The sequence below is a fragment of the Streptomyces adustus genome (assembly GCF_009377175.1).
GTDB lineage: Bacteria > Actinomycetota > Actinomycetes > Streptomycetales > Streptomycetaceae > Streptomyces > Streptomyces adustus.
Genome location: NZ_VJZD01000065.1, coordinates 15,864 through 39,999, shown reverse-complemented (window position 1 = coordinate 39,999; position 24,136 = coordinate 15,864). Strand labels below are relative to the sequence as shown.

Genomic DNA, 24,136 nt, shown 5'->3' with positions numbered 1-24,136 from the left:
GGTTTGGGCAGGGGGTATGCGGTGGTGGTGGCGGAGTGGAAGGTGATGTTGCCCTCTGTCTTGGTGAACAGTTGGTGGACGTGCCCGTTGAGACAGGTGACGGAGGAGAAGCGGCGCAGGAGGGCGATGACCTTGAGGGCGTCGTCGGTGCTCCAACCCCACTGCGGGTACATGGCGAACAGCGGAATGTGGCTGAAGACCACGATGGGGGTGTCCGAGGGCAGTCCGGCGATGTCCTTGCGAACGAAGTCGATCTGGTCGTTGCCGAGGTGGCCGAGCTTCTCCAGGCTCATGGTGTTGACCAGAGCGATGAAGTGCACGCCATGGGTGTCGAAGCTGTACCAGCCGTCGCCGAGCGTGCCCATGCCGAAGGTTCGCCGGTAGGCGCGGCCCGCATCGCCGATCGAGTCATGCTCGCCCGGTACGGTGAAGACGCGGTCTGTCTCCATTCCGGCCATCATCTGCTTGACTTGGTCGAACTGGCCGGCCGTGGACAGGTGGGTCAGATCGCCGCTGTGCATGACGAAGTCCGGCCTGAATCCGAGTGAGTTGACCTGGTTGATCGCTTCGGTGAATGAGCCGACCACGTCCGTGTTCGCCGGCCCCTGGAACCCGATGTGGCTGTCGGAGACCTGTACGAACCGCAGCGCGCCACTTCCCGCCGGGGCAGTCGCGGCGTGGGCGTCCCGGGAGTCCGCGATGTGGCTGATCACCTCCCCGCCGGCCAAGGTCAGTACCACCGCTCCGCCGAACCACCCTGCGTGCCGGATGAGTTGACGTCGAGTCATGCCGTGTTCGGTATCGGACTGACCGGTGTCGTCGGCCGGTGCTCCGTCGTGGCTGTCGTAGTAGTCGGTCATCGGGTCACCTCCACGGTGGCGGTCATGAACGGATGGATGGTGCAGAGGTAGGCGTAGGTGCCGGGCTTGGTGAACGTGTAGCTGTAGGTGGCGTGGGTGGACAGAGCGGCCGATTGCAACGGTCCGCCCGATCCGGCGCTGGTGACGGTGTGGGCGTCGGTGTCCTGGTTGGTCCACGTCACCCTCGTGCCCACTTTGACCTTCAGCGCGGCCGGGGAGAATGCGAAGTTCTTGATCGCCACGGCGTTCCCGGTCACTGGCGCGGCTGATGCGCCCGTGCTCGCATGACTCATGGGCATGGTCATGCTGGGCATCGGCGAGGCACCGGGAGCGGTGCCCGCCGCGTTCCCCGGCTCCGTGGAACCTGGCGTTCCTGCCGCCTGGTGCTGACCCGGACCCGGTGTGATGGCGCCGGCTCCGGTGGACGAGGAATCCGGCGACTGGCCGCATGCGCTGAGGAGCCCCACCGCGCCAACGGTGGCGATGACGGCGACAGCCAGCCCGGCCGCAGCGCGTGATCGCCGGCCGGGTGTGCGAAAGCTCAGGTTCATGGTGTGTCCGTTTCTCTTTGATCAGGCGGAGACGACGGCTGCGCCGGCTGGGCGCACGCGTCCGGGGAAAGTGCGGTGGATGCCGTGTTCACGAGCGTGTGCCGCTCACGGACTCGGCGAACGAGCATGGGAGTTGCCTCGCATCGACCGCTCGCCTCGACGCACCTCGGCGGCGCACTGCCCTTGCGCACCGCGAAGGTGCAGGCAGCATGCGGCAGTTCCCCCTACGGGGAGCCGACAGCGACTCGGGGCCGGTCGGCGGTGACCGTACGCCGAGAGCCGCGTAGAGCCGTCGCCGTGGTACGCGCTGGGCTGCGCGGGGGCACCGGCTTCGATCCACGGTGCGGGGTGAGCGTGGTCGGAGCCAGAAGCATGTACGTGGCGTGGTTCGAGCACCTCTGATCCCTCCCTTGTCGCGCGGGGCATCGATGAGGAATTGCGTTACGGCGGTGCTTTTGTCCGACTCCACGGACAGTGGGGGTCCCACGGTTCGATGGATATGCATTTTTGTGAGACCTCTTGGTGTCGCCGCAGATCAGCCGCCATCCCCGGGCGCCGCGCGTACCTGGACCCGGCGATGCCGTAAGGACCGTGGGGACATATCACCTATGACGCCCACGAAGCGTCACCTGGGCTGCACCGTGCGTCACGGTATGAGGCAGTTTGTGTGCAATGATCGTGCTATGCCCTGGAGTCTCCGAAAACGCGGTCCAAGGACCGATCCGGATCGCTCCGCGCACCGTGTCTCTGGTAAAGGGACCCTTTCGACCGCAGATGAGGAACTGCTCCGCACTCTGTACGCGGAGCACGCAGGGGCCCTCTTCCACTACGTGCTGCGACTGACCTCGGGAGATTGGCAATGGGCGGAGGATGTGGTGCAGGAGACGCTGCTGCGAGCGTGGCAGCATCCCGGCGCGTTCGACCCCGCACGCGGCCCGGCCCGGGCATGGCTGTGTACGGTCGCCCGGCACCTGGTGATCGATGCCCACCGGGCCCGGCAGGCCAGGCCGACCGAGGTCGGCGGCGAGGCGCTGGAGCGAGTCGCCGAGCAGGCTCCGGGCGGGGACGAGATCGAACAGGCACTGCAGAGCTGGGCGGTTGCCGACGCTGTCCGGACGCTGTCCCCGGACCACCGCGCCGTCCTGCTGGAGACCTACTACCGGGGCCGGACCATGGCGGAGGCCGCACGGGTGCTGGGCATCCCGCTGGGCACCGTGAAGTCGCGGACGTACTACGCGCTGCACGCCCTGCGGCTGGCGCTGCGGGAACGGGGCCTCGAGCCATGACCGTGGCCTGCAGGAGGTGGCGACCATGAGCACGGAGCGCGACGCCCTCCGGCTGGCGCTGGGAGGATACGTCCTGGGCACGCTGCCCCCGGCCGAAATGGAACAGGTCCGCGCCCACCTCGCGGAATGCGCCGAATGCCAGGCCGAACACACCCAGCTGGCGGGACTGCCCGCGCTGCTGGCAACGGTGACCGAAGCCGAAGCATCAGGCCAGGGGGTGCCGGCCGCCGGCGAGAACCTGGCCGACCGGCTGGTGGCGCGGGCAGCCGAGAGCGCTCAGGGCTCCTCGCCCGCACGGGCCGCCGTGTCTGCGGTGCCGCAGCCGGGTGTACTGGAGGGGCTGCTCCATCAGGCCGCGGCCCGGCGCCGCAGGACCTGGCGTCTGCAGCTGGCCGGCGCCGGCGCCTCGCTGACGTTCCTCGCGGCAGCGGTCGGCGGCACATGGCTGGCGGCTGTCGGCTCCGTGAGCAGTCAGGCCACGCCGCCCGGGCCGACCGCGCCGACTGCCTGGCGCACGTTCTCGGGAAGCGATACCACCACCGGCGTCTCCGCCTCGGTGAAGGTCTCGCCCTCTGCCTGGGGCAGTGTCGTGCAGGTCACCGCCAAGGGGGCACCCGCCGGAATCACCTGCCGACTCCAGGCGGTCGGACCCGGCGGAGCCAGAGCGGACGGCGCTACCTGGCGTGCAGGCGAATACCCTCCCGGCACCACGATTCCAGGGGCGGTCGCCATGTCCCCTGACGCCATCAAGCACTTCGAGATCCTCTCAGGCAGCGGCCAGAAGCTCGTCACAATCCACGCGTGAAGCGAGAAGAGTCCACGCGCCCCCTTCGTCGCGGAGGACTCCTGACGCACCGACCCACTCCTCGCGTCCCGGCGCGGCCTGCGGGAAACGTGAGTCGTCCGCGGCAGTGCCGCCCGCGGCGCACCCTTGGCGCCCGCTCACTGCCCCTGACGTAACCAGGGCTGTCCCACGCGTCCCCGGGGCCGGTCAGGTACTGCGGGTGCTTCGCCGGCACTGTCTGTCAGCGGAGGACTGTGTCGGCACCAGGGCAGTTTTTCTGCGGCTCGGTCGCGGGGCTCAGGCCCGCGACCGTCACCCGGCTTGCGGGCACCGGCAAGCCGGCCACCACGCAGGGCCCCGGGTCCTGCCCATGACGCGCTCCGGTAGAGGCGAGTGAGCCCAGCCGGGGCCCCCGACATTGACGCGAACCGCAAGAAGTACAACAAAAGGGTCGAATCGCTCGAACCGTTCGGTGTGCGTCGCCCGTGGAACTGAATGAGCGCGCCATACAGGCTCCGGCCTACCGACAGAGTCCCGAAGTCGTTGGCGGGGCTCCCCGTTCCGGTCTCCGCACATCCACAGAAAAGCCAGAAGGCCATGTTTGCAACCGATTCCCGCAGCCCGAGTCCACTGCTCGACCGGCCCTGCCGCCACGAGGCGCTGCTCACCCTGCCCGCGCAGAAGGCGCACGTCTCCGCCGCTCGTCACTTCGCGGGCGATCTGCTGGAGACCTGGAGCGTGCCCACAGGCGATCGGGACTCCGCTGTTCTCATCGTCGACGAACTCGCCGCCAACGCCGCCCAGTACGGCCGCGAGCGCATGACCGTGCTGCTCGCCCTGGACGACGGCACCCTGCACATCGTGGTCACTGACTCCGGCATGGCCGTGGAGCGTCATCGCCCCGACATGGCCCCCGACGAACACGGCCGAGGCACCGGCATCGTCCAGTACCTCGCTCAGTCGACCGAGATCCACCAGACACGCGGCGGCCGCGAAGTCCGCGCCTGCCTCAGGTGCTCGCGATGACCGGGCCGGACGTCGCGCACGAGTCGAGTCCCTCTGCTGGGGCCGGCACCGGAGCCCAGCGTCGGGTCACCAGGGGCACGTGCAGCGTCGGGGCACCCGACGACCTCGCCGAGCGAGCCTTCGCGACCCACAGGCCCTGCCCCGTCGACGGCTGCCCAGACCTGGTCCAGGTACCCATGCGGTCCGCGGGACACCCACCGGCCCGACGCCACGACATGGTGCCATGTCAACGCTGCGGCACCGGCCCCTGCGTACCGGCAGAGGTGTCCGGCATGCACGTCACCCCGGACAGCGGCGAGGGCATCACCTTCCCGCCCCCGCAGGAGGTGTACGCGAATGCACCAGACCTACGCCGCGAGATGCACCGAGTGCTCGCTCTCGGGGCCGAACGCGACGGCCGTGCGGCCAGGCCCGTCACCGGCCCCCCGGTCGACGCGCGGACCGCCGAACGCGTCTGGCTGCTGCGCCGCGCAGCCCTCATGGACCGGATGGCCCTGGACAAACCCGGCCCGGTCGCGGCCGCCGCAGAAACCGCCGAGCAACTCGTCCAGCACGACCGCCGCCACCCCGACCTGGTGGCGGGTCCGCACTCCCCGGACGCGATCGCACTCGCCGTCGACCACCGCCTCTACGTCCGTCAGGAGTACGCCGCCTGGACGGCCGCCGGGCGCCCCGGAATCTGAACCGACCCCAACCCGACCAGGAGCAGGACGCATGACCAGCAAGGACATCGACACCCGGCACGCTCGCGCGGTAGCCGACCCGCTCCACTCGTCTCGCCTCACATGCCCGACAGCCCTGCGTGAACTTCACGCGGGCCGGCGACAAGTACCTCCACGCCAGGGAAAGTTGATGAACGCACCGTGGCAGAACGCGAAGCCCCATCGGCAGTTCCACGTACCCGAACGTGGTTGCTCCCAAGTACAGCGGCTGGGCGTCCATCCGTCGCAAACGCCCCCGCACGCTCCGCCGGCCGGGCAGCCGACGGCGGTGGCCATGCAGGTCACAGGCGCAGAACTGCACCCCGCCGTACGCCTGATGCCGATCGAGCTCCCGGCGGGTGCGGCGGCCACGGGCACCGAACTCACGTGTAAGGCCGTACTGGACGACGTCGTGGGAATCTCCCGATGGCGCGGTCGGCGGACACCGGCGCAACCGCCGTCCTCGGTACGCCGGGAAACCACCTGCCGGACGCCCGCGCACGAGACCGCGGGCACGGACGCCGGCTTGCCCGGCCAACCCCTGCGAATCTCCTTCCGCGACGACGAATGCCTGCCATCCGTCGCTGTAGCACCGCACCGGGTCGCGGACATCGACCGTCTCCACCAGTGGGGTGTCCCGGCCGAGTGCGGCGCGGTCGCGAGCGGAACGCTTCCTTGGGCAGCCGCCCGAGCTCTGCGCGCGCCGCACGAGAGGCCAGGGCATGCTCAGGGCAGCAGGACCCGATACGCCCCGGGCGCCGCCACGCAGGAACAAACAGCACGGATCGCCGAGGCAGATATGAAGGCCGACGCGTTCGAAGGGGTGGTGTGACGATGTTCCGCAACGGCCTGGAGCCCTGGCACCTGCTGATCCTGGTCGCGGTGGTGGTCTTGATCTTCGGATCGAAGAAACTACCCGACACGGCCCGCGCGCTGGGCAAGTCCATGCGGATCCTCAAGAGCGAGACCGAGGCCATGAAGGGCGACAGCACCTCGAACGAGCCACGGCCCGAGCCTGAACTGGGACCGCGGACGGCCCCGGGCGCTCCCGAAGACACCGCCACCGCCCGCACCGCGCCCACGGACAGCACGACCAGCCACTGAGACCGAGCCCGGTCCAGCGCCCCCGGCTCTTCCCCGCACGAGACGCTGCCCGAAGCCTCCCGGCCGGCTCACCTCTCGCGCCGTCGGACCGCCCACGTCGTTGTCCGCGGTACGGCCGACGTCCTGGCCGGAGCAGCGCTGCTTCTGGCCCGAGCGCAGCGCGGAACAGTGGATGGCCTGACGGCCTTCGTGGGCCGCCCGCCCTCGGGCAGGGCAGATCAGCTCGCGGTAAGTGGTGCCGACCTGGACCAACTGCCTCCTGGACGCGCGACCGGCCGCAACCGGCGCCGTGACGAGCTCGCTCCCCACCGAGCGACGGAGACGATCAAGTACGGACGCAGGCCGGCCGCCTCCGGTCTGCCGCACGAGATGAGGACGCGGCGTGCCCCAGCCAGCCCGCAACAACAAGCAGCACCCCGAGGGACGGATGCCGCTCGCGGAGCACCTTCGTGAGCTCCGCAACCGGCTGGCCAAGGCCGTCCTTGCCATCCTGGTCGTCACCATCGCCGCGGCCTTCCACTACAAGGGAATCATCAACTTCTTCACCAGGCCGGTGCTGCACTCGGTCGGCTGCCCGACGGACTTCGCCCATCTGGCCAGGCATACCCCGGGCACCGCCTGCGCGCGGATCACGATCAACGGTCTGCTCGCGCCCTTCACCCTGGCGTTGAAGGTGTCCCTGATGGCCGGCGTCGTGCTGGCCTCGCCGGTATGGCTGTACCAGTTGTGGGCCTTCGTTGCCCCCGGCCTGCACAAGCACGAGCGGAAATATGCCTACGCGTTCGTCGGCGCAGGCGTCCCGCTGTTCTTCGGCGGCGCCCTCTTCGCCTACAAGGTGCTGCCCACGACCGCGAAGGTGTTGATCGGCTTCACCCCGCACGGGGTGCAGAATCTGCTGCCCCTGGATGATCTGCTCAACCTCGTCACCCGCATGGTGGTCGTCTTCGGCCTCTCCTTCGAGATGCCACTGCTTCTGGTGATGCTGAACCTCACCGGAGTGCTGTCCGGCCGGCGGATGCTCGCCAGGTGGCGCGGCATGATCGTGGGAATCACGGCCTTTTCGGCTGTGGCAACGCCGAGCACGGACCCCCTGACCATGCTGGCGCTGGCCGCGCCGATCTGGATGCTCTATTTCTCCGCCGTTGTCTTTTCGCTTCTCAACGACCGGCGCAAGGCCCGAAGAGCGGCAGAGGGACCCGGCGACGACGAGGCCTCCGACCTCGACCTCACACCGCAGGACATCGGCGAAGTGGAATCGGTGTCCGCCAGCCACGCCCTGCCCACGCAACCGAATACTGACGACGCCCGCGCGACAGGTAAGACGGTGCAGTGAGTCAGTTCCTGGAACTACTGGAGCATTCACTGATGCGATTCGTCGCCGACGGCGAACCGGGATCTCTGTAGGTCAGCCCGCAGGGCCATTTTGTGGCCGTCGCAAGTCAGTGGGACGGCGATTGGGGCCATTGACCGCGGGACAGGTCGTGGTCGAGCAGTCGGTCGCTGACGTCGCCCTTGTAGAGGGTGTCCGAGCCGAACTCATCACCGAAGTGCTCCGCCTGCCCGTCTCGGTGCGCAGGAAGTCCCGCAGAGGAGTCCGCATGACATCCGAGCAGACACTCTGCCCGGCTCGCCTCGAACGTGTACCAGAGGTCTTGGAAGTCATGTCTTGTGCTCACCCATGTCAGACGCGTGGGGCGCGGGTCCTTCCGGAGTCCGCCAGCCGGCAGCGTCGTGCCTGCTGAGCAAGACCGGCAGACACCAAGCTACGTGCGCGGCGGACCAATCGCCCGCCCCCCACCTCATCCCGTGGATCCATGCACCCAGGCGTTTACGCGGTGCCACTTGGAGCTTCCGTCTGAGCTCGACCGATCCACGCGTCGCCGAGAGGTAAGAACCGGCAGGGTGAGAGCCTGACGGCATCGACCGGGGCCTCGGCCTCTTCCCTCGACTCAGCCGACCAAGCCGTGTGCACCGTCAGTTCTCCGACGGGATCCGCGCGGCGATCTCCCTTGCCAGCCGGTCCGCCTGCACCGACATACTCCCACCCTCCTGCGTGACCGCCACCAGCAGCGCGAGCAGATCGTGCGCCTCCTCCAGCGTCAGCTCAGCCAGACGCTGCGCCGTGTCCGCGAGTGGCGCAAACAGGGTGGAGTCCCCATCGAGCGGGTCGTAGTCGTCCATGATCTGGGCAGCGTACCCACCAGACCCAAGGTCACGCCCAACCCCGGGTTCGCCCGCACCGTAGGCATGCGAGGCTCCGGCCGGGACGGTCCCGGCCGGAGCCTCGCGAAAAGGGGGTGTGGCCGTGAAGGGCGGTCGCCTGCGCGGCGAAAGGCTCCATGAGGCTTCAGCCGAACGATCGTCCTCATGGGCGAGAGGTGAGGCCCGGGGACACTGTCCCCGCAGCTACTGCAGGGGCAGCTGCGCTGCCCCGCGGCACGCGGTGCGGGGCATGGGCAGCAGTCCGCCAAGAGCATGCAATTCCGGGCGCGCCGCCATGAATAGGGGCTGTTGCGACTGCGATCACCGGCCGGCGATCACCGGCCGCTGGCCGGGGTGCGGGTCAGTGGCGGTCGGCGCGGCGGCCGTACCCCAGGACCCATCGTCGACAAAACCGCCGCGGTCGTTGCGCAGCGTCGCGGTCGTTGTTCCCCACGTACGCGCGGCAGTCCCGGCACAGGTCACTCCAGGTGTCGCAGCCGTCACCGGTGTGGATACGGACCGTGGCGCGGCCGACCAGACGGTAGCCGTCGAAGGTGTGGGTGTGGCCGGACTCGTCCAAGAGACGCGAACCGAGGGCACGACTTCCCTCATTCGCGATAGCCACGATCCAGCAGAATCCCCCGAAGCGATCAACCACCGTTCTACACAGCAGGGGTTGACATGCAGCGCCGCGCAACACAGCCTTTGGCAACGTTGTCATTCCGGCTTGGTACAGGATTGCGGTGCGGGCGGCTAGCACCGATTTTTGATGGGACGTCACACATGCCAGATCAGTCGGGTTCGTCGCGCCATCCGTCGCGTCGGACCGTCATCACCACGGGTACGAGCCTGCTGGCCGGATTCGGCCTCAACTCGGCGCTGCCCGTGTCGACCGCCGCTGCCGCCCCCACCGGCGCACCAGTCCACCCCTCCGCCGTCGGCGAACTGGCCCTCTACAGGCCCGTCTCGGTCTCCTCGACCGCCTACGCCGCCACACCCGGTTCCTTCGTGGTCGACCGCCTCTCCTCCCCCCGTGTCCGGGGCAGCGGCTGGCGTGCCGAGGACGGCGACCCGCAGTGGATAGCCGTCGACCTCCAGGCGGCCTGCGACGTCAACCGGGTCAGCCTGACTTTCGAGGCAGCCGCCTCCGACCCGGTGTACACGCCGCCCACCACGGGCAACGTGCACAGCGGCACCAAGGGTGACGAGATCCAGTCGAGCTACTCGCTGGTCTTCGTGGTCGAGACGTCCCTGGACGGCAAGTCCTGGATCACCGTGCACCGCACCACGGCGGGCACCGGCGGCGTCGTGGACATCCAGCTCTCCAGCCCCGTGGCGGCGCGCTGGGTACGCATGACCTCCCAAAAGCGCTCCAGCCCGCTGCCCCTCGGCCTCAACGGTTTCGAGGTCTACGGCATCGCCAGGGGCAAACGCCCCGCTGCCACCGGCTGGACCGACTGGGGCACTCAGCACGGCGAGGCGCCCAGACTGGCCATCGCCGATGACGGGACCGTCCCCGTGGAGTCGGGCTGGCGGCTCACCATGGACGACTGGGCCGGCGCGGACGGCGCAGCTCTGTCGAAGACGTCCGTCGACACCAGCACATGGCTGCCCGCGACCGTTCCGGGCACCGTGCTCGGCTCGCTCGTGGAGCAGGGCAAACTGCCTGACCCGGTGGCGGGCTTGAACAATCTGCGCATCCCGGAGGCGCTGTCGCGCCACTCCTGGTGGTACAAGCGGGACTTCGCGCTGCCGCGCGGCCTGCGCACGGGCGCAGGCCGCCACGTCTGGCTGGAGTTCGACGGCGTCAACCACAAGGCCGAGGTGTGGCTCAACGGCGAGCCGGTGGGCGATCTGACTTACCCGTTCGCCCGTGCCGCGTTCGACGTCACCCGGCAGCTCGCGCCGAGCGGCGACAACGCACTCGCGGTGAAGATCACGCCGATGCCGGTCCCCGGCAGCCCCGGTGACAAGGGTCCCCTGGGCGAGTCGTGGGTGGACGCCGGCGCGCAGCAGATGAACCTCAACTCCCCTACCTACCTGGCGTCCTCGGGATGGGATTGGATGCCGGCCGTCCGTGACCGCGCGGCAGGCATCTGGAATCACGTCCGACTGCGGTCGACCGGGCACGTCGTCATCGGTGACCCGCGTGTGGACACCGTGCTGTCCGCGCTGCCGGACGTGTCGGTGGCCGAGGTGACCGTGGTCGTACCGATCCGCAACGCCGACATCGCCGACCGTGAGGCGACGGTCACCGCGTCCTTCGACGACGTGCGCATCTCGAAGACCGTCAACGTGAAAGCGGGTGAGAGCATCGATGTCGTCTTCGCTCCCGACGCCTTCCGGCAGTTGAAACTGCACAACCCCAAGCTGTGGTGGCCGAATGGCCTGGGCGACCCCGATCTGCACGACCTCACGCTCACCGCGTCGGTGGGCGGCCAGGAGAGCGACCGGCGCACCACTCGCTTCGGCATCCGCCAGTTCGGCTACGAGTACGAAGTGCCGCTCGCGTTCACCTCCTCCGGTGACTCCTACACGCAGACTGTGGCCTTCGATCGGCAGCACGCCCGGTACGTCCGCATCAGATGCCTGACCCGGGCGACCTCCTGGGGCAGCTCCCTGTGGACCCTGTCCGTGGGCGACAGCACACGGCCCGGCACCGACCTCGCGCTACATGCGGCAGCACAGGCGTCCAGCACCGATCAGGGCAGCAACGGCGCGGCCAACGTCACCGACGGCGACGCAGGCACCCGTTGGTCCTCCTCGTTCGAGGACGACCAGTGGATCCGCATCGATCTCGGCTCCCCCCAGTCCTTCGACCGGGTCGACCTCACCTGGGAACAGGCGTACGCCAAGACCTTCGTGGTCCAGGTCTCCTCGGACGACTCGGACTGGACCGACGTGAAGTCGGTGGACAACGGCGCCGTGCCATTGCCGTTCAACAACGGCAATGCCAGCCTCCAGGTCGAGGACTTCGACCAACAGACCGCGCGCTATGTCCGTCTCAACTGTGGCTTGCGCAACAGCAGTTGGGGAAACTCGCTGTGGTCCTTCGGCGTCGTCGACCGGGGTGACCCCGGCACCGATCTCGCTCTGCGGCAGCAGGCTACCGCTTCCACCGAGGAGTCCGGCCACCCGGCTTCGCACGCCACCGACGGCGACCCGAGCACCCGCTGGTCCTCCGCCTACGAGGACCACCAGTGGATCCAGGTGGATCTCGGGTCTGCACGGAAGTTCGACCGTGTCGCCGTCGTCTGGGAGACCGCGTACCCGAAGACGTACACGATCCAGGTGTCCGACGATGGCGAGAAGTGGACCGACGTCAAGTCCGTATCGAACACGCCGGATCCGCTGAAGATCAGCGTCAACGGTGTGCGCGTGCTGGCCCGCGGCGGCAACTGGGGCTGGGACGAACTGCTGCGCCGGATGCCGGCGGAGCGCATGGACGCGGCCGTGCGCATGCACCGCGACATGAACTTCACCATGATCCGCAACTGGGTCGGCAGCAGCGACCGGGAGGAGTTCTTCGCCGCCTGCGACCGGCACGGCATCCTGGTGTGGAACGACTTCCCCAACGCGTGGGGCATGGACCCGCCAGACCACGCGGCGTTCAACTCGCTCGCCCGCGACACCGTGCTGCGCTACCGCATCCATCCGAGCGTGGTGGTCTGGTGCGGAGCCAACGAGGGCAACCCTCCGGCCGCCATAGACAAGGGAATGAGCGAGGCAGTGCAGCAGCAGGCGCCCGGCCTGCTGTACCAGAACAACTCAGCCGGCGGGATCATCACGGGCGGGGGCCCCTACGGCTGGGTGGAGCCGGAAAAGTACTTCGACCCCATGACGTACGGCAGCCGTGACTTCGGCTTCCACACCGAGATCGGCATGCCCGTCGTCTCCACCGCCGCCAGCATGCGCAACCTCGTGGGCGACGAGCCGGAGTGGCCCATCAAGGGCGCGTGGTATTACCACGACTGGAGCGAACGCGGGAATCAGGCGCCGCAGAATTACAAAGCGGCCATCGAGGCCCGCCTCGACGCGGCTGGCGACCTGGACGACTTCGCCCGCAAGGCGCAGTTCGTCAACTACGAGAACACCCGCGCCATGTTCGAGGCGTGGAACGCCAACCTGTGGGACAACGCGTCCGGCCTGATGCTGTGGATGTCCCACCCTGCCTGGCACAGCACGGTCTGGCAGACGTACGACTACGACTTCGACGTCAACGGCACCTATTACGGCGCCCGTTCGGCCTGCGAGCCGCTGCATGTGCAGGCCGATCCAGTCGAGTGGCAGGTCATCGCGGTGAACCACACTGCGGCCGACCTGCACGGTGCCACCGTCACCGCGCAGCTGTTCGACCTGTCCGGCCGCCGGCTCGGCGGGACCAGGACGGCCCGCGTGGACGTGTCGCGGGCGGACACCACCAAGGCGTTCACTGTCGCATGGACGGACGATCTTCCGGACCTGCACCTGCTGCGGCTGACCCTGGAGGACTCCCGCGGCAGGCATCTGTCACGGAACACCTACTGGCGCTACCGCAACCCCTCGGACCTGCGGGCCCTCAACAAGGCGAAGGCGGTGAAGCTGACCGGCGCGATCACACAGAGGTCGCGCTCCGGGCACCGCCAGGAGCTGACGGCGGTCGTCCGCAACCATGGCTCGGCGGTCGCCGCCATGGTCCGGCTGTCGCTGCTGGAGGACACCGACGGCCGCCGGGTGCTGCCCACGCTCTACAGCGACAACTACCTGTGGCTGCTGCCCGGCGAGTCCCGCACAGTGCAACTGTCCTGGCCGGAGGGCGCGTGCTCGTCACGGCACCCCGTGCTGACGGCCGAGGCGTACAACAGCCCTGTCATGACGCTGCGCGGCTGACCCGCGCCGTGTCCCCGGCCCGGCCACCCACGCCCGGGCCGGGGACACGGCATCATCCCGTCGGTCAGGGGCTGTTCCGTCCGGACGGTCGTCCCGGGCGACTCGCGCAGCACGCTGCCACAGCCAGGCCACTGACCGCAACGTTCGGCCGCGACACAGCTCTGCTCTGTCCACCCAACCGAGCTGTTCTTTAACGGCCTGCCCCAGCGAACTATTCGCCCTAATGTTGGCTGATGCGTTCACACCAAATTGACCGACCGGCCGATCTCGACGTGGTCCGTGAGTCCTATGACCAGGTGGCCGACAACTACGCCGAAATGGTGGCGACCACAGGAATGGGCGACATCCGTCGCCACCCCTGGCTCAAGGCATCGATCGACACTTTCGCCGACACCGTGAGCGAACTCGGGCCCGTCCTCGACGTCGGCTGCGGGCCCGGAACGGTGACCGCCTACCTCGCCGAACGCGGACTCGACGTGTCCGGAGTCGATCTCTCGCCCCGCATGATCGAAAACGCCCGCCGTCTGTATCCGCACTGCCGCTTCAGCGTCGCCTCCGCCACGGACCTCAGCCTCGAAGAGGCGTCCTTCGTCGGCGTACTCGGGTGGTGGTCACTGTTCAACCTCCCGCGCAACATCCTTCCTCAGGTCCTCGGGCTGTTCGCGCGGGCCCTGAAGCCGGGCGGACACCTCATCACCGGAACGCACGTCGGCGACGAGGACGCGGTGCGCACGGAGGCCTACGGAGGTGTGCCCGTCCACTGGACGACGCACAAATGGCGGCCGGAACAGTTCGTCGGCCTGATCGAGCAGGCCGGACTGCGCCCCGTCGCCGAACTCCTGCTCCCAGCAGATCAGTTCAGCGGCCCGGGTCTGGTCGTCATGGCCGAGCGCCCTGCCTGAGGCTAGACGTCATTTCCGTTGGTGAGCCGGCGGTGACATCTGAGGGTCGCTGCGAAGGCGGGGAAGTGGTCCGGCTTTCGCTCGTAGCGGCAGTGGAGACGTCGGCAGCCGGACAGCCGGGACACCGTCCGTTCCACGCCCCAACGGTGCTGGCCCAGGCGTTGGGACGACTCGACGCCCTTGCGGGCGAGGCGGTGCCGGATGCCACGGGAAGACAGCCAGCGCCACAGATGCAGGTAGTCGTATCCCGTGTCCCCGTGTGGTTTGCCGGGCCTGCGGCGCCGTGGCCGCGACCCGAGCGGATGGGTGGGATACCGCGGACCAGAGGGATCAGGGCCTTGCTGTCGTGGAGGTCGGCGGCGGAGATGCCGACCGGCAGGGGCAGTCCCTGGCGGTCGACGATGAGGTGGATTTTCGATCCCTTCTTGCCGCGGTCGATCGGATTCAGTCCTGTCAGCTGCCCCCTTTGAGGGCCCGGACGCTGACGGAGTCGATCGCGCACCTTGACCAGTCCAGGTCGCCCAGGGCGCCGAGTTCGTCCAGCACCAGGCGGTGGAGCTTGGCCCACACCCTGGCCTCGGTCCACTCGGTGAACCGACGGAAGGCTGTGACTCCCGACAGCCCGAAGCCTGGGAGGAGTTGGGTCCAGGTGCAGCCCGAGGTGGCGTCGTTCTCTCGACGAGCGGCTGCATCATGATGGGCCTCAGCGAGGGCTGACCGACGCCGTCGGACGACCGGTCGACAAGGAAAGCGGGCCTGCCGTCTCCGGCGGACCCGCTGTTCGGCTCTCCGGCATCTCCGCTGTCTCCGCCCCCGAGGAACTCGGGCCGAAGTGTCAACACCGCTTGTCGGCAGGCATGATGGGGCCGTCGGCACCCTGCCACAGGGCGACCAGCGCCGTGAGAGGCTGCGAGAGATGGAGAGCGCGTGTCACGCCAGGTACTGACGGTCCGCCCCGACGGATCCGGCGGCTTCCGCACGATCGGTGAAGCGCTCGCGAGGGCGCGCAGCGGTGCGGTGATCAGCGTGGGGCCCGGGACCTACGAGGAGAGCCTCGTCGTCGGCACCCGGGTGACCATCGTCGCCGAACAGTCGCGGGGCACGGTGGAGATACGCCCCCGGCGCGGCAGTGTGGTCAGCCTGCGCGCCGACGCGGTGATGCTCACCGACCTGGTGCTGCGCGGCCGGGACGAGGACCTGCCCGTCGTGGACGCGGTCCGCGGCCAGGCGGCGATGGAAGGCTGCGACGTGACCGGCTCCGCGTGGACGGCCGTCCTCGCCCGGGAGACCGGTTCGCTGGCCATGCGCGACTGCCGGATCAGCAACGGTGCGGGGGCCGGGGTGGTCGTCACCTCGGCCGTGGAGAGCTCGCTCGAGTCCTGCACCGTGGAGCATCTGGGCACGTCCGGCGTGGTCATCGGCGAGCGCGGCCGGGTCACGGTGCGCGGCTGCACCGTGCGCGACGCGCGGGCCAACGGGATCCTGGCCAACGGCGACGCCCAGGGGTCCGTCGAGGACTGCGACATCTCCGCCACCGACCAGCCGGCCGTGGCGCTGGAGGGCCTCTGCACCACCCGCGTGCTGCGCACGGTCGTCCACGACGTGGCGATCGGGGTGCTGGTGAGCAGTGCCTCCCGCACCGTGCTGGAGGACATCAGGGTCACCGCGACCACCGGTCCGGCCTTCGTCGTGTCGCAGGGCAGCGACCCGCTGCTGCGCCGCTGCCGCACTGCCCGCACGACGGGCAACGGCCTGCTGGTCACCGACCGGGGGCGCGGCACCTACGAGGACTGCTGGCTGGACTCCTCCCAGGCGCCCGCGCTGCGGGTGGCCGGCTCCGGCTCGCCGTCGCTGGCCTCGCTGACGGTACGGGACTGCGCCGCCCCGGCCGCTCTGCTGCTGGAGGAGGAGTCCACCGCCGAGCTCGACCGGGTGGAGGTGGTCGACGCGGCGGGCGCCGGGATCCGGATCGCGACCGGCGCCAACCCGATGATCCGCCGTGCCCGGATCAGCGGTGCGGGCGGCAACGGCGTCGAGGTCGTCAAGGACGGCCGGGGCCGGCTGGAGGACAGCGAGATCGCCCGGACCGGCGCGGCGGGTATCCATGTGGAGAGCGCGGGCAACCTCTACGTCGGCGGCACCACCCTGCTCGCGCCGACCGCCGCGGGCCTGTCCGTGGGCACGGACGGGACCGTCACGGCTCGCGACTGCGAGATTCGCGAGGCCGGTGCCGACGGCGTGGTCGTCGAGGCGGACGGTGAACTGACCGGCGCCCGGCTCCAGGTCGTCGGCGCCCCGGAGTGCGGCGCCGTGATCCGGCAGGGCGGGCGGGCCGCGCTCAACGGGTGCACCCTGGCCGGCAGCGGCAAGGACGGACTGCGGGTGGAGACCACCCTGCCGGTGTCCGTCGTCAACTGCACGGTCCGCGACAACGCGGGCAGCGGCCTGGTCCAGTCCCAGCCCGGCGACCGGCTGGCGGTGGAAGGCCTCACCACCAGCGGCAACGGCCGTCGCGACGCCTGGGGATACGGCGACGCCGAGGGCACCGACCCGGCAGGCACCACGCCGGACGGCGCGGACGCGCCCGAGCAGAGCGGTCCCCTCGCCGAGCTGGAGGCGCTGATCGGACTGTCCAACGTCAAGCAGCAGGTCCGCACCCTCGTCAACCTCACCCAACTCGCCCAGCGTCGGGCCCAGTTGGGCATGTCGGCACCGCCGATGAGCCGCCACCTGGTGTTCTCCGGCCCGCCCGGCACCGGCAAGACCACCGTCGCCCGCCTCTACGGCACCGTCCTGGCCCAGCTGGGCGCGCTGCGCTCGGGGCACCTGGTCGAGGTCTCGCGCGCCGATCTCGTCGCCCAGGTCATCGGCGGCACCGCCATCAAGACCACCGAGACCTTCAACAGGGCGCTGGGCGGGGTGCTGTTCATCGACGAGGCCTACACCCTGACCGCCGACGGCGGACGTTCGGGACCCGACTTCGGACGGGAGGCCGTGGACACCCTGCTGAAACTGATGGAGGACCACCGCGAGGACGTGGTGGTCGTCGCGGCCGGCTACTCGGGGGAGATGCAGTCCTTCCTCAACAGCAACCCCGGGCTGGCCTCCCGCTTCTCGCGGACCGTGGAGTTCGAGAACTACGCGGTGCACGAGCTGGTGGCCATCGTGGAGAGCATGTGCGCCCGGCACCAGTACGAGCTGGGCGAGGGCGCCGGCGCCGCGCTCGCCCAGCACTTCGACCGCATGCCCAAGGACGCCGCGTTCGGCAACGGCCGCGCCGCCCGCCAGGTGTTCGAGGAGATGGTCGACCGGCAGGCCGTACGGCTGGCCACGCAGCCCGAGGTGAGCGAACGGGACCTGAGTCTGCTGCTCGCCGAGGACACCGGGGCGCAGGTCCCGGCCGGCCCGCACGGGGACGCGGACGATCCCGAGCGCGGCGACGCCCTGTCCCGGCTCGGCGCGATGGTGGGGCTGGCTGCCGTGAAGCGCGACGTCACCGATCTGGTCAACCTGCTGTCGACCGCCCGACGGCGGGAGGCCGCCGGGCTGCCGAGCCCCCGGGTCAGCCACCATCTGGTCTTCACCGGCCCGCCCGGCACCGGCAAGACCACTGTCGCCCGGCTCTACGGCGAACTGCTCGTCTCGCTCGGGGTGCTGCCGCAGGGCCAACTCGTCGAGGTGGCACGGGCCGACCTGGTGGGCCGCTACGTCGGCCACACCGCGCAGTTGACCCGCGAGGTCTTCGAACGCGCCCGCGGCGGTGTGCTGTTCATCGACGAGGCCTACACGCTCACGCCTGCGGGCGGCTCCTCCGGCTCCGACTTCGGCCAGGAGGCGGTCGACACCCTGCTGAAGCTGATGGAGGACCACCGCGACGAGGTGGTCGTCATCGTGGCCGGCTACACCCGGGAGATGGAGTCCTTCCTGGCGTCCAACTCGGGCCTGTCGTCGCGGTTCTCACGACGCGTGGAGTTCGCCGACTACACCTCCGACGAGCTGGTCACCATCGTCCGGATGCACGCGGACGGTTCGGGCTACGAGTGCGGGCCCGGGGTCGGCGCGCTGCTGCGCCAGTACTTCGACTCCCTGCCGCGCGACCGTTTCTTCGGCAACGGGCGGCTGGCCCGGCAGGTGCTGGAGTCCATGATGACCCGGCAGGCGGGCCGGGTCAGCGCCATGGCCGCACCGGGCCTGGACGACCTGCGGCTCCTGCTGCCCGACGACGTGCCGGGGATGCGGACGCCGACCCCGGAGAGCTGACCGGAAGGCTGCGGGGAGGACTGAGGGGAGAGCCGCTGGCGGGTGACGGCTGCCCGTAGGATGCGGGACATGTCTCGCCGCCCTCGACTGGCCCATCTCCCCCGCACGGCAAGGATGTTGACCGTCTCCCTGTGCCTGGGAACCCTGCTTCCGCTGGTGGGCGGGCCCGAGGCCGCCGCCGCGGACGGCGCCCCGGTACGGCTGCCCGTGATGCCCGCACGACTGAACGCGGACGCCGCCTGCACCGGGGCCTCCGCCCAGCGGGCCACCACCGTGCCCTGGGAGCAGGGGAGCCTCCAGCTGACGGGCACCTGGCCGTTCTCGGACGGCTCCGGGGTGACGGTTGCGGTGGTGGACACCGGGGTGTCCACGACGGCGCCCGCCCTGTCCGGCCGGGTCACCGCGGTGGGTGCGGCGGGCCAGGACTGCGTGGGGCACGGGACGTTCGTCGCGGGGCTGGTCGCGGCGGCCACGGTCGACGGCGTGCGGTTCGCGGGGGTCGCCCAGCGGGCGAGGATCCTCGCGGTGCGCGGCACGGACGCACGGGGCGCGGCCACGGCTCAGAGCGTCGCGTCGGGGATCGCCGAGGCGACGGCGGCCGGCGCCGACGTGATCACCGTCTCGTCGGCTCTGACGCAGGGGTCGACCGGGCTGACGAAGGCCGTCGAGGCGGCCCTGGCGAAGGACGTCCTGGTGGTGGCGGCGGCCGTGCCCGACCCGCCGACCGGATCCTCGGCCCAGGACAAGGAGCCGACCCCGCAGGCGTACTGGCCCGCCGCGCAGTCCGGTGTGCTGTCGGTGCTGGACGTGGACGCGCAGGGACAGCGTACGGACGGCGCCCTGCTGCCGCGCGCCGCCGACCTGGCGGCCCCCGGCGACGGGGTGGTCGGGATCGGCCCGCGCGGCAGCGGGCACTTCATCGGCTCGGGAGCCTCCTTCGCCGCCGCGTACGCGAGCGGGGCCGCGGCCCTGGTTCGCTCCTCCCACCCGGAGCTGACGGCCGCGGAGACGGCCGCCCGCCTCACCGCGAGCGCCTACCCGGACGACGTCCCCCGGCTCGACCCGTTCGCGGCCGTGACCGGGGTGGTCCCGGAGACGCCCGTCCGGGCTGCGGCCCCCGCGCCACAGGCCCCGGTGCAGCTGCCCGGGGACGACGCGGCCCGGCCGATCCGGCGGGCCGGGCTGTTCGCGGCGGCGAGCGCGGCCCTGGTCCTTCTGGTGATCTGGGCCGCCCTGGCCCTCCCCCGAGCCCGTACCCGCAACTGGCGGCCGGCCGGCGCTCCGGCCGCCGACGAACCCGGCGGCGCAACGAGTTGAGGGGCGGAGCCGACACCCGGACGCCCGGAGTCGAGGGCGGACCGCCCGGCCCACCAGGCGCCCTCCGTCAGGCGCTCCCGCCCTTCCCATCCCCTTCCCCGGCGGGCTCCACCGGCTGCGCCAGCGCCGTCTGGATCAGGTTCGCCTTGCGCCGGGCGATGTACTGCGCACGGCCCGCCGGCAGGTTGCGCGGCTTGATGTTGCCGAAGACATAGCCCTCCGACGGCGGGCAGGACAGCAGCACCCCCGGGGTGTTGACCTCGTCGAGACGGCGCAGCAACTGGTCGTTGAGGCCGCGGCCGGCGCCGGTGGCGGAGCGGACCGCGACGACGTGCAGTCCGAGCTCGTGCCCCAGGGCCAGGTGGTCGAAGAGCGGGGCGAAGGGGTGGTCGAAGTTGTTGCTGCCGACCACCATGTCGTAGTCGTCGACCAGCACGAACAGCCGGGGCCCCTGCCACCAGTCGGCGAGACGCATCCGGGCGGGGGTGATGTCCGGCCCCGGCAGCCGGGTCTTGAGCGCGCGCGCCGAGCCGGCGACGAGTTCCTTGAGGGCGTCGACGGAGACGGCGTGGCCGAGCTGGTACTCCGGCGGGACGGCGTCCACGAGCTCGCGCCGGTAGTCGACGACCAGGACCCGCGCCTCGCTGGGAGCGTAGCGGGCGGTGACGGCCTGCGCGACGAGCCGCAGCAGGTTGGTCTTGCCGCTCTCGGTGTCGCCGACCGCCACCAGGTGCGGGGTACGGCTGAAGTCGTGCCACACCGGGGAGAGCTTCTCCTCGTCCTGGCCCAGCGGCAGCCGCAGCCCGTCGCCCAGCTCGGGGGCGGGCAGCGTCGGGGCCGGCAGCCGGTGCGGCAGCATCCGGACGGCGGGCGCGGGCTCGCCCGACCAGTGCGCGGCGGTCCTCTCCACCAGGGCAGTGACGCCGTCGACGAGGTCCTCCGTGGTGCTGGCGCCGTCGAGCCGGGGCAGCGCGGTCAGGAAGTGGAGTTTGCCGTCGACCGTGAGGCCGCGTCCCGGCAGCCGGGGCACGACGGCGGCCTTGCGCACGTCCACCACGGAGTCCATGGGGTCGCCGAGCCGTAGCTCCAGCCGGGTCGCACTCTGGTCGCGGACCTGCGCACTCAGTTCCACCCAGCGGGTGGTGGTGACGACCAGGTGGATGCCGTAGTTGAGACCGCCGGTGGCGAGCTGGTTGAAGGTGGGCAGTAGATGGTCGAAGTTCTGCTTGACCTGTGCCCAGCCGTCCACCACCAGGAAGACGTCCCCGTGCGCCTCGTCGGCGAACTCCCCGGCCGCGCGCCGCCGCCGGTAGCCGGCCATGGAGTCGATCCCGTGGTCGAGGAAGAACTGCTCGCGGTGGTTGAGGACGGCGGTGACCTCGGCCACCGTGCGGCTGATCCGCTCGCTGTCGAGCCGGGAGGCGACCCCGCCGACGTGCGGCAGCCCGGCGAGCGAGGAGAGGGTGCCGCCACCGAAGTCGAGGCAGTAGAACTGCACTTCGGCCGGGGTGTGGGTGAGGGCCAGGGAGGCGAGGAGAGCGCGCAGCACGGTGGACTTGCCGCTCTGCGAGCCGCCGGCGATCGCGACATGGCCGCCGCCCGCGGACAGGTCCAGCACCAGCGGCTCGCGTCGCTGGTCGAAGGGCTTGTCGACCAGGCCGACGGGGACCCGGAGCCGGCCGGCGCCGGGCCAGCGGGTGGCGCTCAGGCCACGGTCGGCGGTGGGTTCGAGGCCGGGGAGCAGGGCGTCCAGGGTGGGCGGCTCGTCGAGCGGCGGCAGCCAGACCTGGTGGGCTTCGGGGCCGGAGTCGCGCAGCCGGTCGACGGCCACGGCCAGCAGGCTCTCGGCGGACTCCGTCTCCTCCTCCGGCTGGGGGGCGGGGGCGGCGGAGGTCCGCGGGACCACCCAGCCGGCCGTCCACGGCACGACCTGGCTGGCGACCCTGGCCTGCACGGCCGCGCCGCGGCGGCGCCGGTAGGGCCCCGAGACGTAGGCGGCGCGGAACCGGGTCAGCGCCTCCACCCCACTCTTGAGATAGCCGGCGCCGGGCTGCGAGGGCAGCTGGTAGGCGTCGGGGACGCCGAGCACTCCACGGCTCTCCATGGCGGAGAAGGTGCGCAGGCCGATCCGGTAGGACAGATGGCTCTCCAGCTGGTGCATGCGCCCTTCGTCCAGGCGCTGGGAGGCGAGCAGCAGATGCACGCCCAGCGACCGGCCGAGGCGGCCGATCATCACGAAGAGGTCCATGAACTCCCGGTGTGCGGCCAGGAGTTCGCTGAACTCGTCGACGACGACGAAGAGGCTGGGCAGCGGCGCCAGCGGGGTGCCGGAGGTGCGGGCCTTCTCGTACTCCAGGGCGGAGGTGTAGTTGCCGGCCGCCCGCAGCAGCTCCTGGCGTCGCATGAGTTCGCCGTGCAGGGCGTCCTGCATGCGTTCCACCAGGGCGACTTCGTCCGCGAGGTTGGTGATGACGGCGGAGGTGTGCGGGAGTTCGTCCAGGCCGAGGAAGGTCGCGCCGCCCTTGAAGTCGACCAGGATGAAGTTCAGCGTCTCGGAGGAGTTGGTGAGGGCCAGTCCGAGGACCAGGGTGCGCAGCAGCTCGCTCTTGCCGGAGCCGGTGGCGCCGATGAGCATGCCGTGCGGGCCCATGCCGCCCTGCGCGGACTCCTTGATGTCGAGTTCCACGGGTGTGCCGTCGGCGCCGACCGCCACGGGGACCCGTAGCCGGGCGGCCCCCGTGTGGCGCTTCCAGAGGGTGTCGGGAGTGTGCCGGTGGAGGTCGGGGATGCCGAGCAGGGTGGTCAGCTGCACGTCGGCGCTGAGGGGTTCGGCGACGTCCACGGCCAGGCTCATGCGGTACGGGGCGAGCAGCCGGGCCAGCGCCTCGGCTGCGACGGGTCCGACCTGGTCGGGGCGGCCGAGGAGGGTGGTCTGCTCCTTGCGGCTGCGGTCGGTGCGCACCAGGCGGACCGCCGCCGGGGTCACGTCGAGGCGCAGGGTGGTGCGGCCCGGACGCCAGGCCAAGGCTCCGGAGAGGTCCAGCACGACGGTGTTGCGCAAGCCGGGGCCGTCCAGGCGGTGACCGGCGGGCACGGTGACGCCGTCGACCACGATCACGGTGTAGGGCTCGTCCCGGCCCGGCGCCGCGTCCGGGTCGAAGACCGGGCGCTCGGTGAACTCGGCGCCCAGCAGGTCTTCCAGGTCGTTGAAGGTGCCGGCCACCATGCGGGCCGCGCCGGCGCCGTCCTGTTCCTGCGGATGCAGGTTGTGGGGCAGCCACTTGACCCATTCCCAGTCCGCGCGCCGCTCGTCCGAGACGCACAGCGCGATCCACAGCTCCTCCGGCGGGTGGAACACCGCGAGCTGGCACAGCGCCGCGCGGACCATGGCGCGGGTGGCGGGCTCGTCACCGCGGGTCAGCACCCGCGACCAGGACCGCAGATAGAGCGCGATGGGCTGGCCGGGGACGGTGCTGTAGGCGCGGATGAAGCGGCGCAGGGCGTGCGCGCTGAGCGGCTCCAGGTCCTCGACGGGCTTGGTGGACAGCGAGTTGAGCCGCATCGCGAACTGCTGTTCGCCGACGGCTATCCGGACCTCGCCGAAGTCCTCGTCCTTGACCCGCCGTTCCCACAGCCGGGTGGTGCGGACCATCGAGCGCAGCGTCCGGGGGTGCGGATGCCGCCAGGCGAGGGCCAGTTGCTGTTCGACGACGGCCCGGTGGACCTGGCGTCTGATCTGGGTGAGATAGCGCAGATAGTCCCGGCGCTCGCCGCGCAGCCGCTGCTTGCGCTCTCCGGACTTGCGCATGACCTGACCGACCATCATGGCCGCGGAGGCCAGCACCATCATGCCCAGCGCGATGTAGGTGAAGGAGCTGTTGCGGCCGCCCGGCCTGATGAACATCATCATCATGGACACGGACATCATGGCCATCGGCAGGTACGTCCAGACCGCCGAGCTGTCCGGCACGGTCTCCGGGAGCGTCGGGGGTTCCTGCAGGCTCAGCTCGCCCTCGGGCATGTCGGGGCCTCGGCGACGGGCCGGCCTGCGAAAGAGAACCACACTCAACGCGACTTCTCCTTAGAGGGATCGGGGCTTCGCGCCGCACAACGGGGCACTGATCCCCCGGCGTTGTGACACGCCGTCGGTTCGGGACCCATAATTCTGTTCGACTGCCCATCGGTAGTCTGCATGGCGACGACACATAGGTCCAAACAGCCACCGCCCTAACTCCCCCCGGATCCGTGCCAGTTCGGCGCCCGAACTCCGGCCT

Annotated in this window: 14 protein-coding genes and 1 pseudogene; 10 read left to right on the top strand and 5 right to left on the bottom strand. The window is 70.4% G+C overall.

What is annotated here, in order from left to right; all coding sequences use genetic code 11:
- Together FNH09_RS18225 and FNH09_RS18220 are read right to left on the bottom strand one after the other, a co-directional pair.
- Nucleotides 1–860, bottom strand: an 860-nt coding sequence (locus tag FNH09_RS18225) for a metallophosphoesterase family protein (protein WP_152889162.1), incomplete at its 3' end; no start/stop codon positions are given.
- Entirely contained in the window at nucleotides 857–1,117 is a 261-nt protein-coding gene (locus FNH09_RS18220; protein WP_338017607.1) for a plastocyanin/azurin family copper-binding protein, read from the bottom strand. The genes FNH09_RS18220 and FNH09_RS18225, both read right to left, overlap by 4 nt.
- 977 nt (nucleotides 1,118–2,094) lie before the next feature.
- Here FNH09_RS18220 and FNH09_RS18215 point away from each other — a divergent pair.
- The 6 genes from FNH09_RS18215 to tatC all read left to right on the top strand — a co-directional run bounded on the left by FNH09_RS18215 (nucleotide 2,095) and on the right by tatC (nucleotide 7,645).
- A complete protein-coding gene (locus tag FNH09_RS18215) occupies nucleotides 2,095–2,697 on the top strand; it encodes a sigma-70 family RNA polymerase sigma factor (protein ID WP_152889158.1) in 603 nt (200 codons plus the stop codon).
- Between the two features lie 25 nt (nucleotides 2,698–2,722).
- Nucleotides 2,723–3,502: an anti-sigma factor gene (locus FNH09_RS18210; RefSeq protein ID WP_152889156.1), complete on the top strand. Its 780-nt coding sequence runs from the start codon at nucleotides 2,723–2,725 to the stop codon at nucleotides 3,500–3,502.
- 576 nt (nucleotides 3,503–4,078) lie between these two features.
- Nucleotides 4,079–4,507: an ATP-binding protein gene (locus FNH09_RS18205; protein ID WP_238426762.1), complete on the top strand. Its 429-nt coding sequence runs from the start codon at nucleotides 4,079–4,081 to the stop codon at nucleotides 4,505–4,507.
- 272 nt (nucleotides 4,508–4,779) lie between these two features.
- Nucleotides 4,780–5,190, top strand: a complete 411-nt coding sequence (locus FNH09_RS18200; protein ID WP_152889152.1) for a hypothetical protein — start codon at nucleotides 4,780–4,782, stop codon at nucleotides 5,188–5,190.
- A gap of 852 nt (nucleotides 5,191–6,042) precedes the next feature.
- The gene (gene tatA, locus FNH09_RS18195) at nucleotides 6,043–6,312 is read left to right on the top strand and encodes a Sec-independent protein translocase subunit TatA (protein WP_152889170.1); all 270 of its coding nucleotides are present in this window, start codon (nucleotides 6,043–6,045) and stop codon (nucleotides 6,310–6,312) included.
- Between the two features lie 382 nt (nucleotides 6,313–6,694).
- Nucleotides 6,695–7,645, top strand: coding sequence for a twin-arginine translocase subunit TatC (gene tatC, locus FNH09_RS18190; protein ID WP_338017605.1), 951 nt, complete (start codon nucleotides 6,695–6,697; stop codon nucleotides 7,643–7,645).
- A gap of 641 nt (nucleotides 7,646–8,286) precedes the next feature.
- Here tatC and FNH09_RS18185 read toward each other — a convergent pair.
- Nucleotides 8,287–8,493, bottom strand: coding sequence for a DUF6417 family protein (locus FNH09_RS18185; protein ID WP_152889150.1), 207 nt, complete (start codon nucleotides 8,491–8,493; stop codon nucleotides 8,287–8,289).
- 804 nt (nucleotides 8,494–9,297) lie between these two features.
- Between FNH09_RS18185 and FNH09_RS18175 the strand changes: the two genes are divergently transcribed.
- Both FNH09_RS18175 and FNH09_RS18170 read left to right on the top strand, forming a co-directional pair.
- Complete coding sequence (locus tag FNH09_RS18175) at nucleotides 9,298–13,383, top strand: discoidin domain-containing protein (protein WP_152889148.1); 4,086 nt, start codon at nucleotides 9,298–9,300, stop codon at nucleotides 13,381–13,383.
- A gap of 233 nt (nucleotides 13,384–13,616) precedes the next feature.
- The gene (locus FNH09_RS18170; RefSeq protein ID WP_152889146.1) at nucleotides 13,617–14,285 is read left to right on the top strand and encodes a class I SAM-dependent methyltransferase; all 669 of its coding nucleotides are present in this window, start codon (nucleotides 13,617–13,619) and stop codon (nucleotides 14,283–14,285) included.
- A 2-nt stretch (nucleotides 14,286–14,287) separates the two neighbouring features.
- Here the strand turns inward: FNH09_RS18170 and FNH09_RS18165 are convergent.
- Nucleotides 14,288–14,951 (bottom strand): annotated as a pseudogene (locus FNH09_RS18165) (IS5 family transposase); the annotation flags it as partial.
- A gap of 261 nt (nucleotides 14,952–15,212) precedes the next feature.
- On the opposite strand from FNH09_RS18165, the gene FNH09_RS18160 reads away from it, so the two are divergent.
- Together FNH09_RS18160 and FNH09_RS18155 are read left to right on the top strand one after the other, a co-directional pair.
- The gene (locus FNH09_RS18160; RefSeq protein ID WP_162468748.1) at nucleotides 15,213–18,545 is read left to right on the top strand and encodes a right-handed parallel beta-helix repeat-containing protein; all 3,333 of its coding nucleotides are present in this window, start codon (nucleotides 15,213–15,215) and stop codon (nucleotides 18,543–18,545) included.
- Nucleotides 18,546–18,605: 60 nt separating this feature from the next.
- Complete coding sequence (locus tag FNH09_RS18155; RefSeq protein WP_152889144.1) at nucleotides 18,606–19,862, top strand: S8 family serine peptidase; 1,257 nt, start codon at nucleotides 18,606–18,608, stop codon at nucleotides 19,860–19,862.
- Between the two features lie 67 nt (nucleotides 19,863–19,929).
- Here the strand turns inward: FNH09_RS18155 and eccCa are convergent, their stop codons facing one another.
- On the bottom strand, nucleotides 19,930–23,883 hold the full coding sequence (gene eccCa / locus FNH09_RS18150) for a type VII secretion protein EccCa (protein WP_152889164.1): 3,954 nt from the start codon (nucleotides 23,881–23,883) through the stop codon (nucleotides 19,930–19,932).
- Between the last annotated feature and the right edge of the window lie 253 nt (nucleotides 23,884–24,136).

Excerpts from the sequence above, each read along its gene's own strand:
- FNH09_RS18215 (WP_152889158.1), top strand. The coding sequence starts at position 2,095 with ATGCCCTGGAGTCTCCGAAAACGCGGTCCAAGGACCGATCCGGATCGC.
- FNH09_RS18210 (WP_152889156.1), top strand. The coding sequence starts at position 2,723 with ATGAGCACGGAGCGCGACGCCCTCCGGCTGGCGCTGGGAGGATACGTC.
- FNH09_RS18205 (WP_238426762.1), top strand. The coding sequence starts at position 4,079 with ATGTTTGCAACCGATTCCCGCAGCCCGAGTCCACTGCTCGACCGGCCC.
- FNH09_RS18200 (WP_152889152.1), top strand. The coding sequence starts at position 4,780 with ATGCACGTCACCCCGGACAGCGGCGAGGGCATCACCTTCCCGCCCCCG.
- tatA (WP_152889170.1), top strand. The coding sequence starts at position 6,043 with ATGTTCCGCAACGGCCTGGAGCCCTGGCACCTGCTGATCCTGGTCGCG.
- FNH09_RS18185 (WP_152889150.1), bottom strand. The coding sequence starts at position 8,493 with ATGGACGACTACGACCCGCTCGATGGGGACTCCACCCTGTTTGCGCCA.
- FNH09_RS18175 (WP_152889148.1), top strand. The coding sequence starts at position 9,298 with ATGCCAGATCAGTCGGGTTCGTCGCGCCATCCGTCGCGTCGGACCGTC.
- FNH09_RS18170 (WP_152889146.1), top strand. The coding sequence starts at position 13,617 with ATGCGTTCACACCAAATTGACCGACCGGCCGATCTCGACGTGGTCCGT.
- FNH09_RS18155 (WP_152889144.1), top strand. The coding sequence starts at position 18,606 with ATGCGGGACATGTCTCGCCGCCCTCGACTGGCCCATCTCCCCCGCACG.
- eccCa (WP_152889164.1), bottom strand. The coding sequence starts at position 23,883 with ATGCCCGAGGGCGAGCTGAGCCTGCAGGAACCCCCGACGCTCCCGGAG.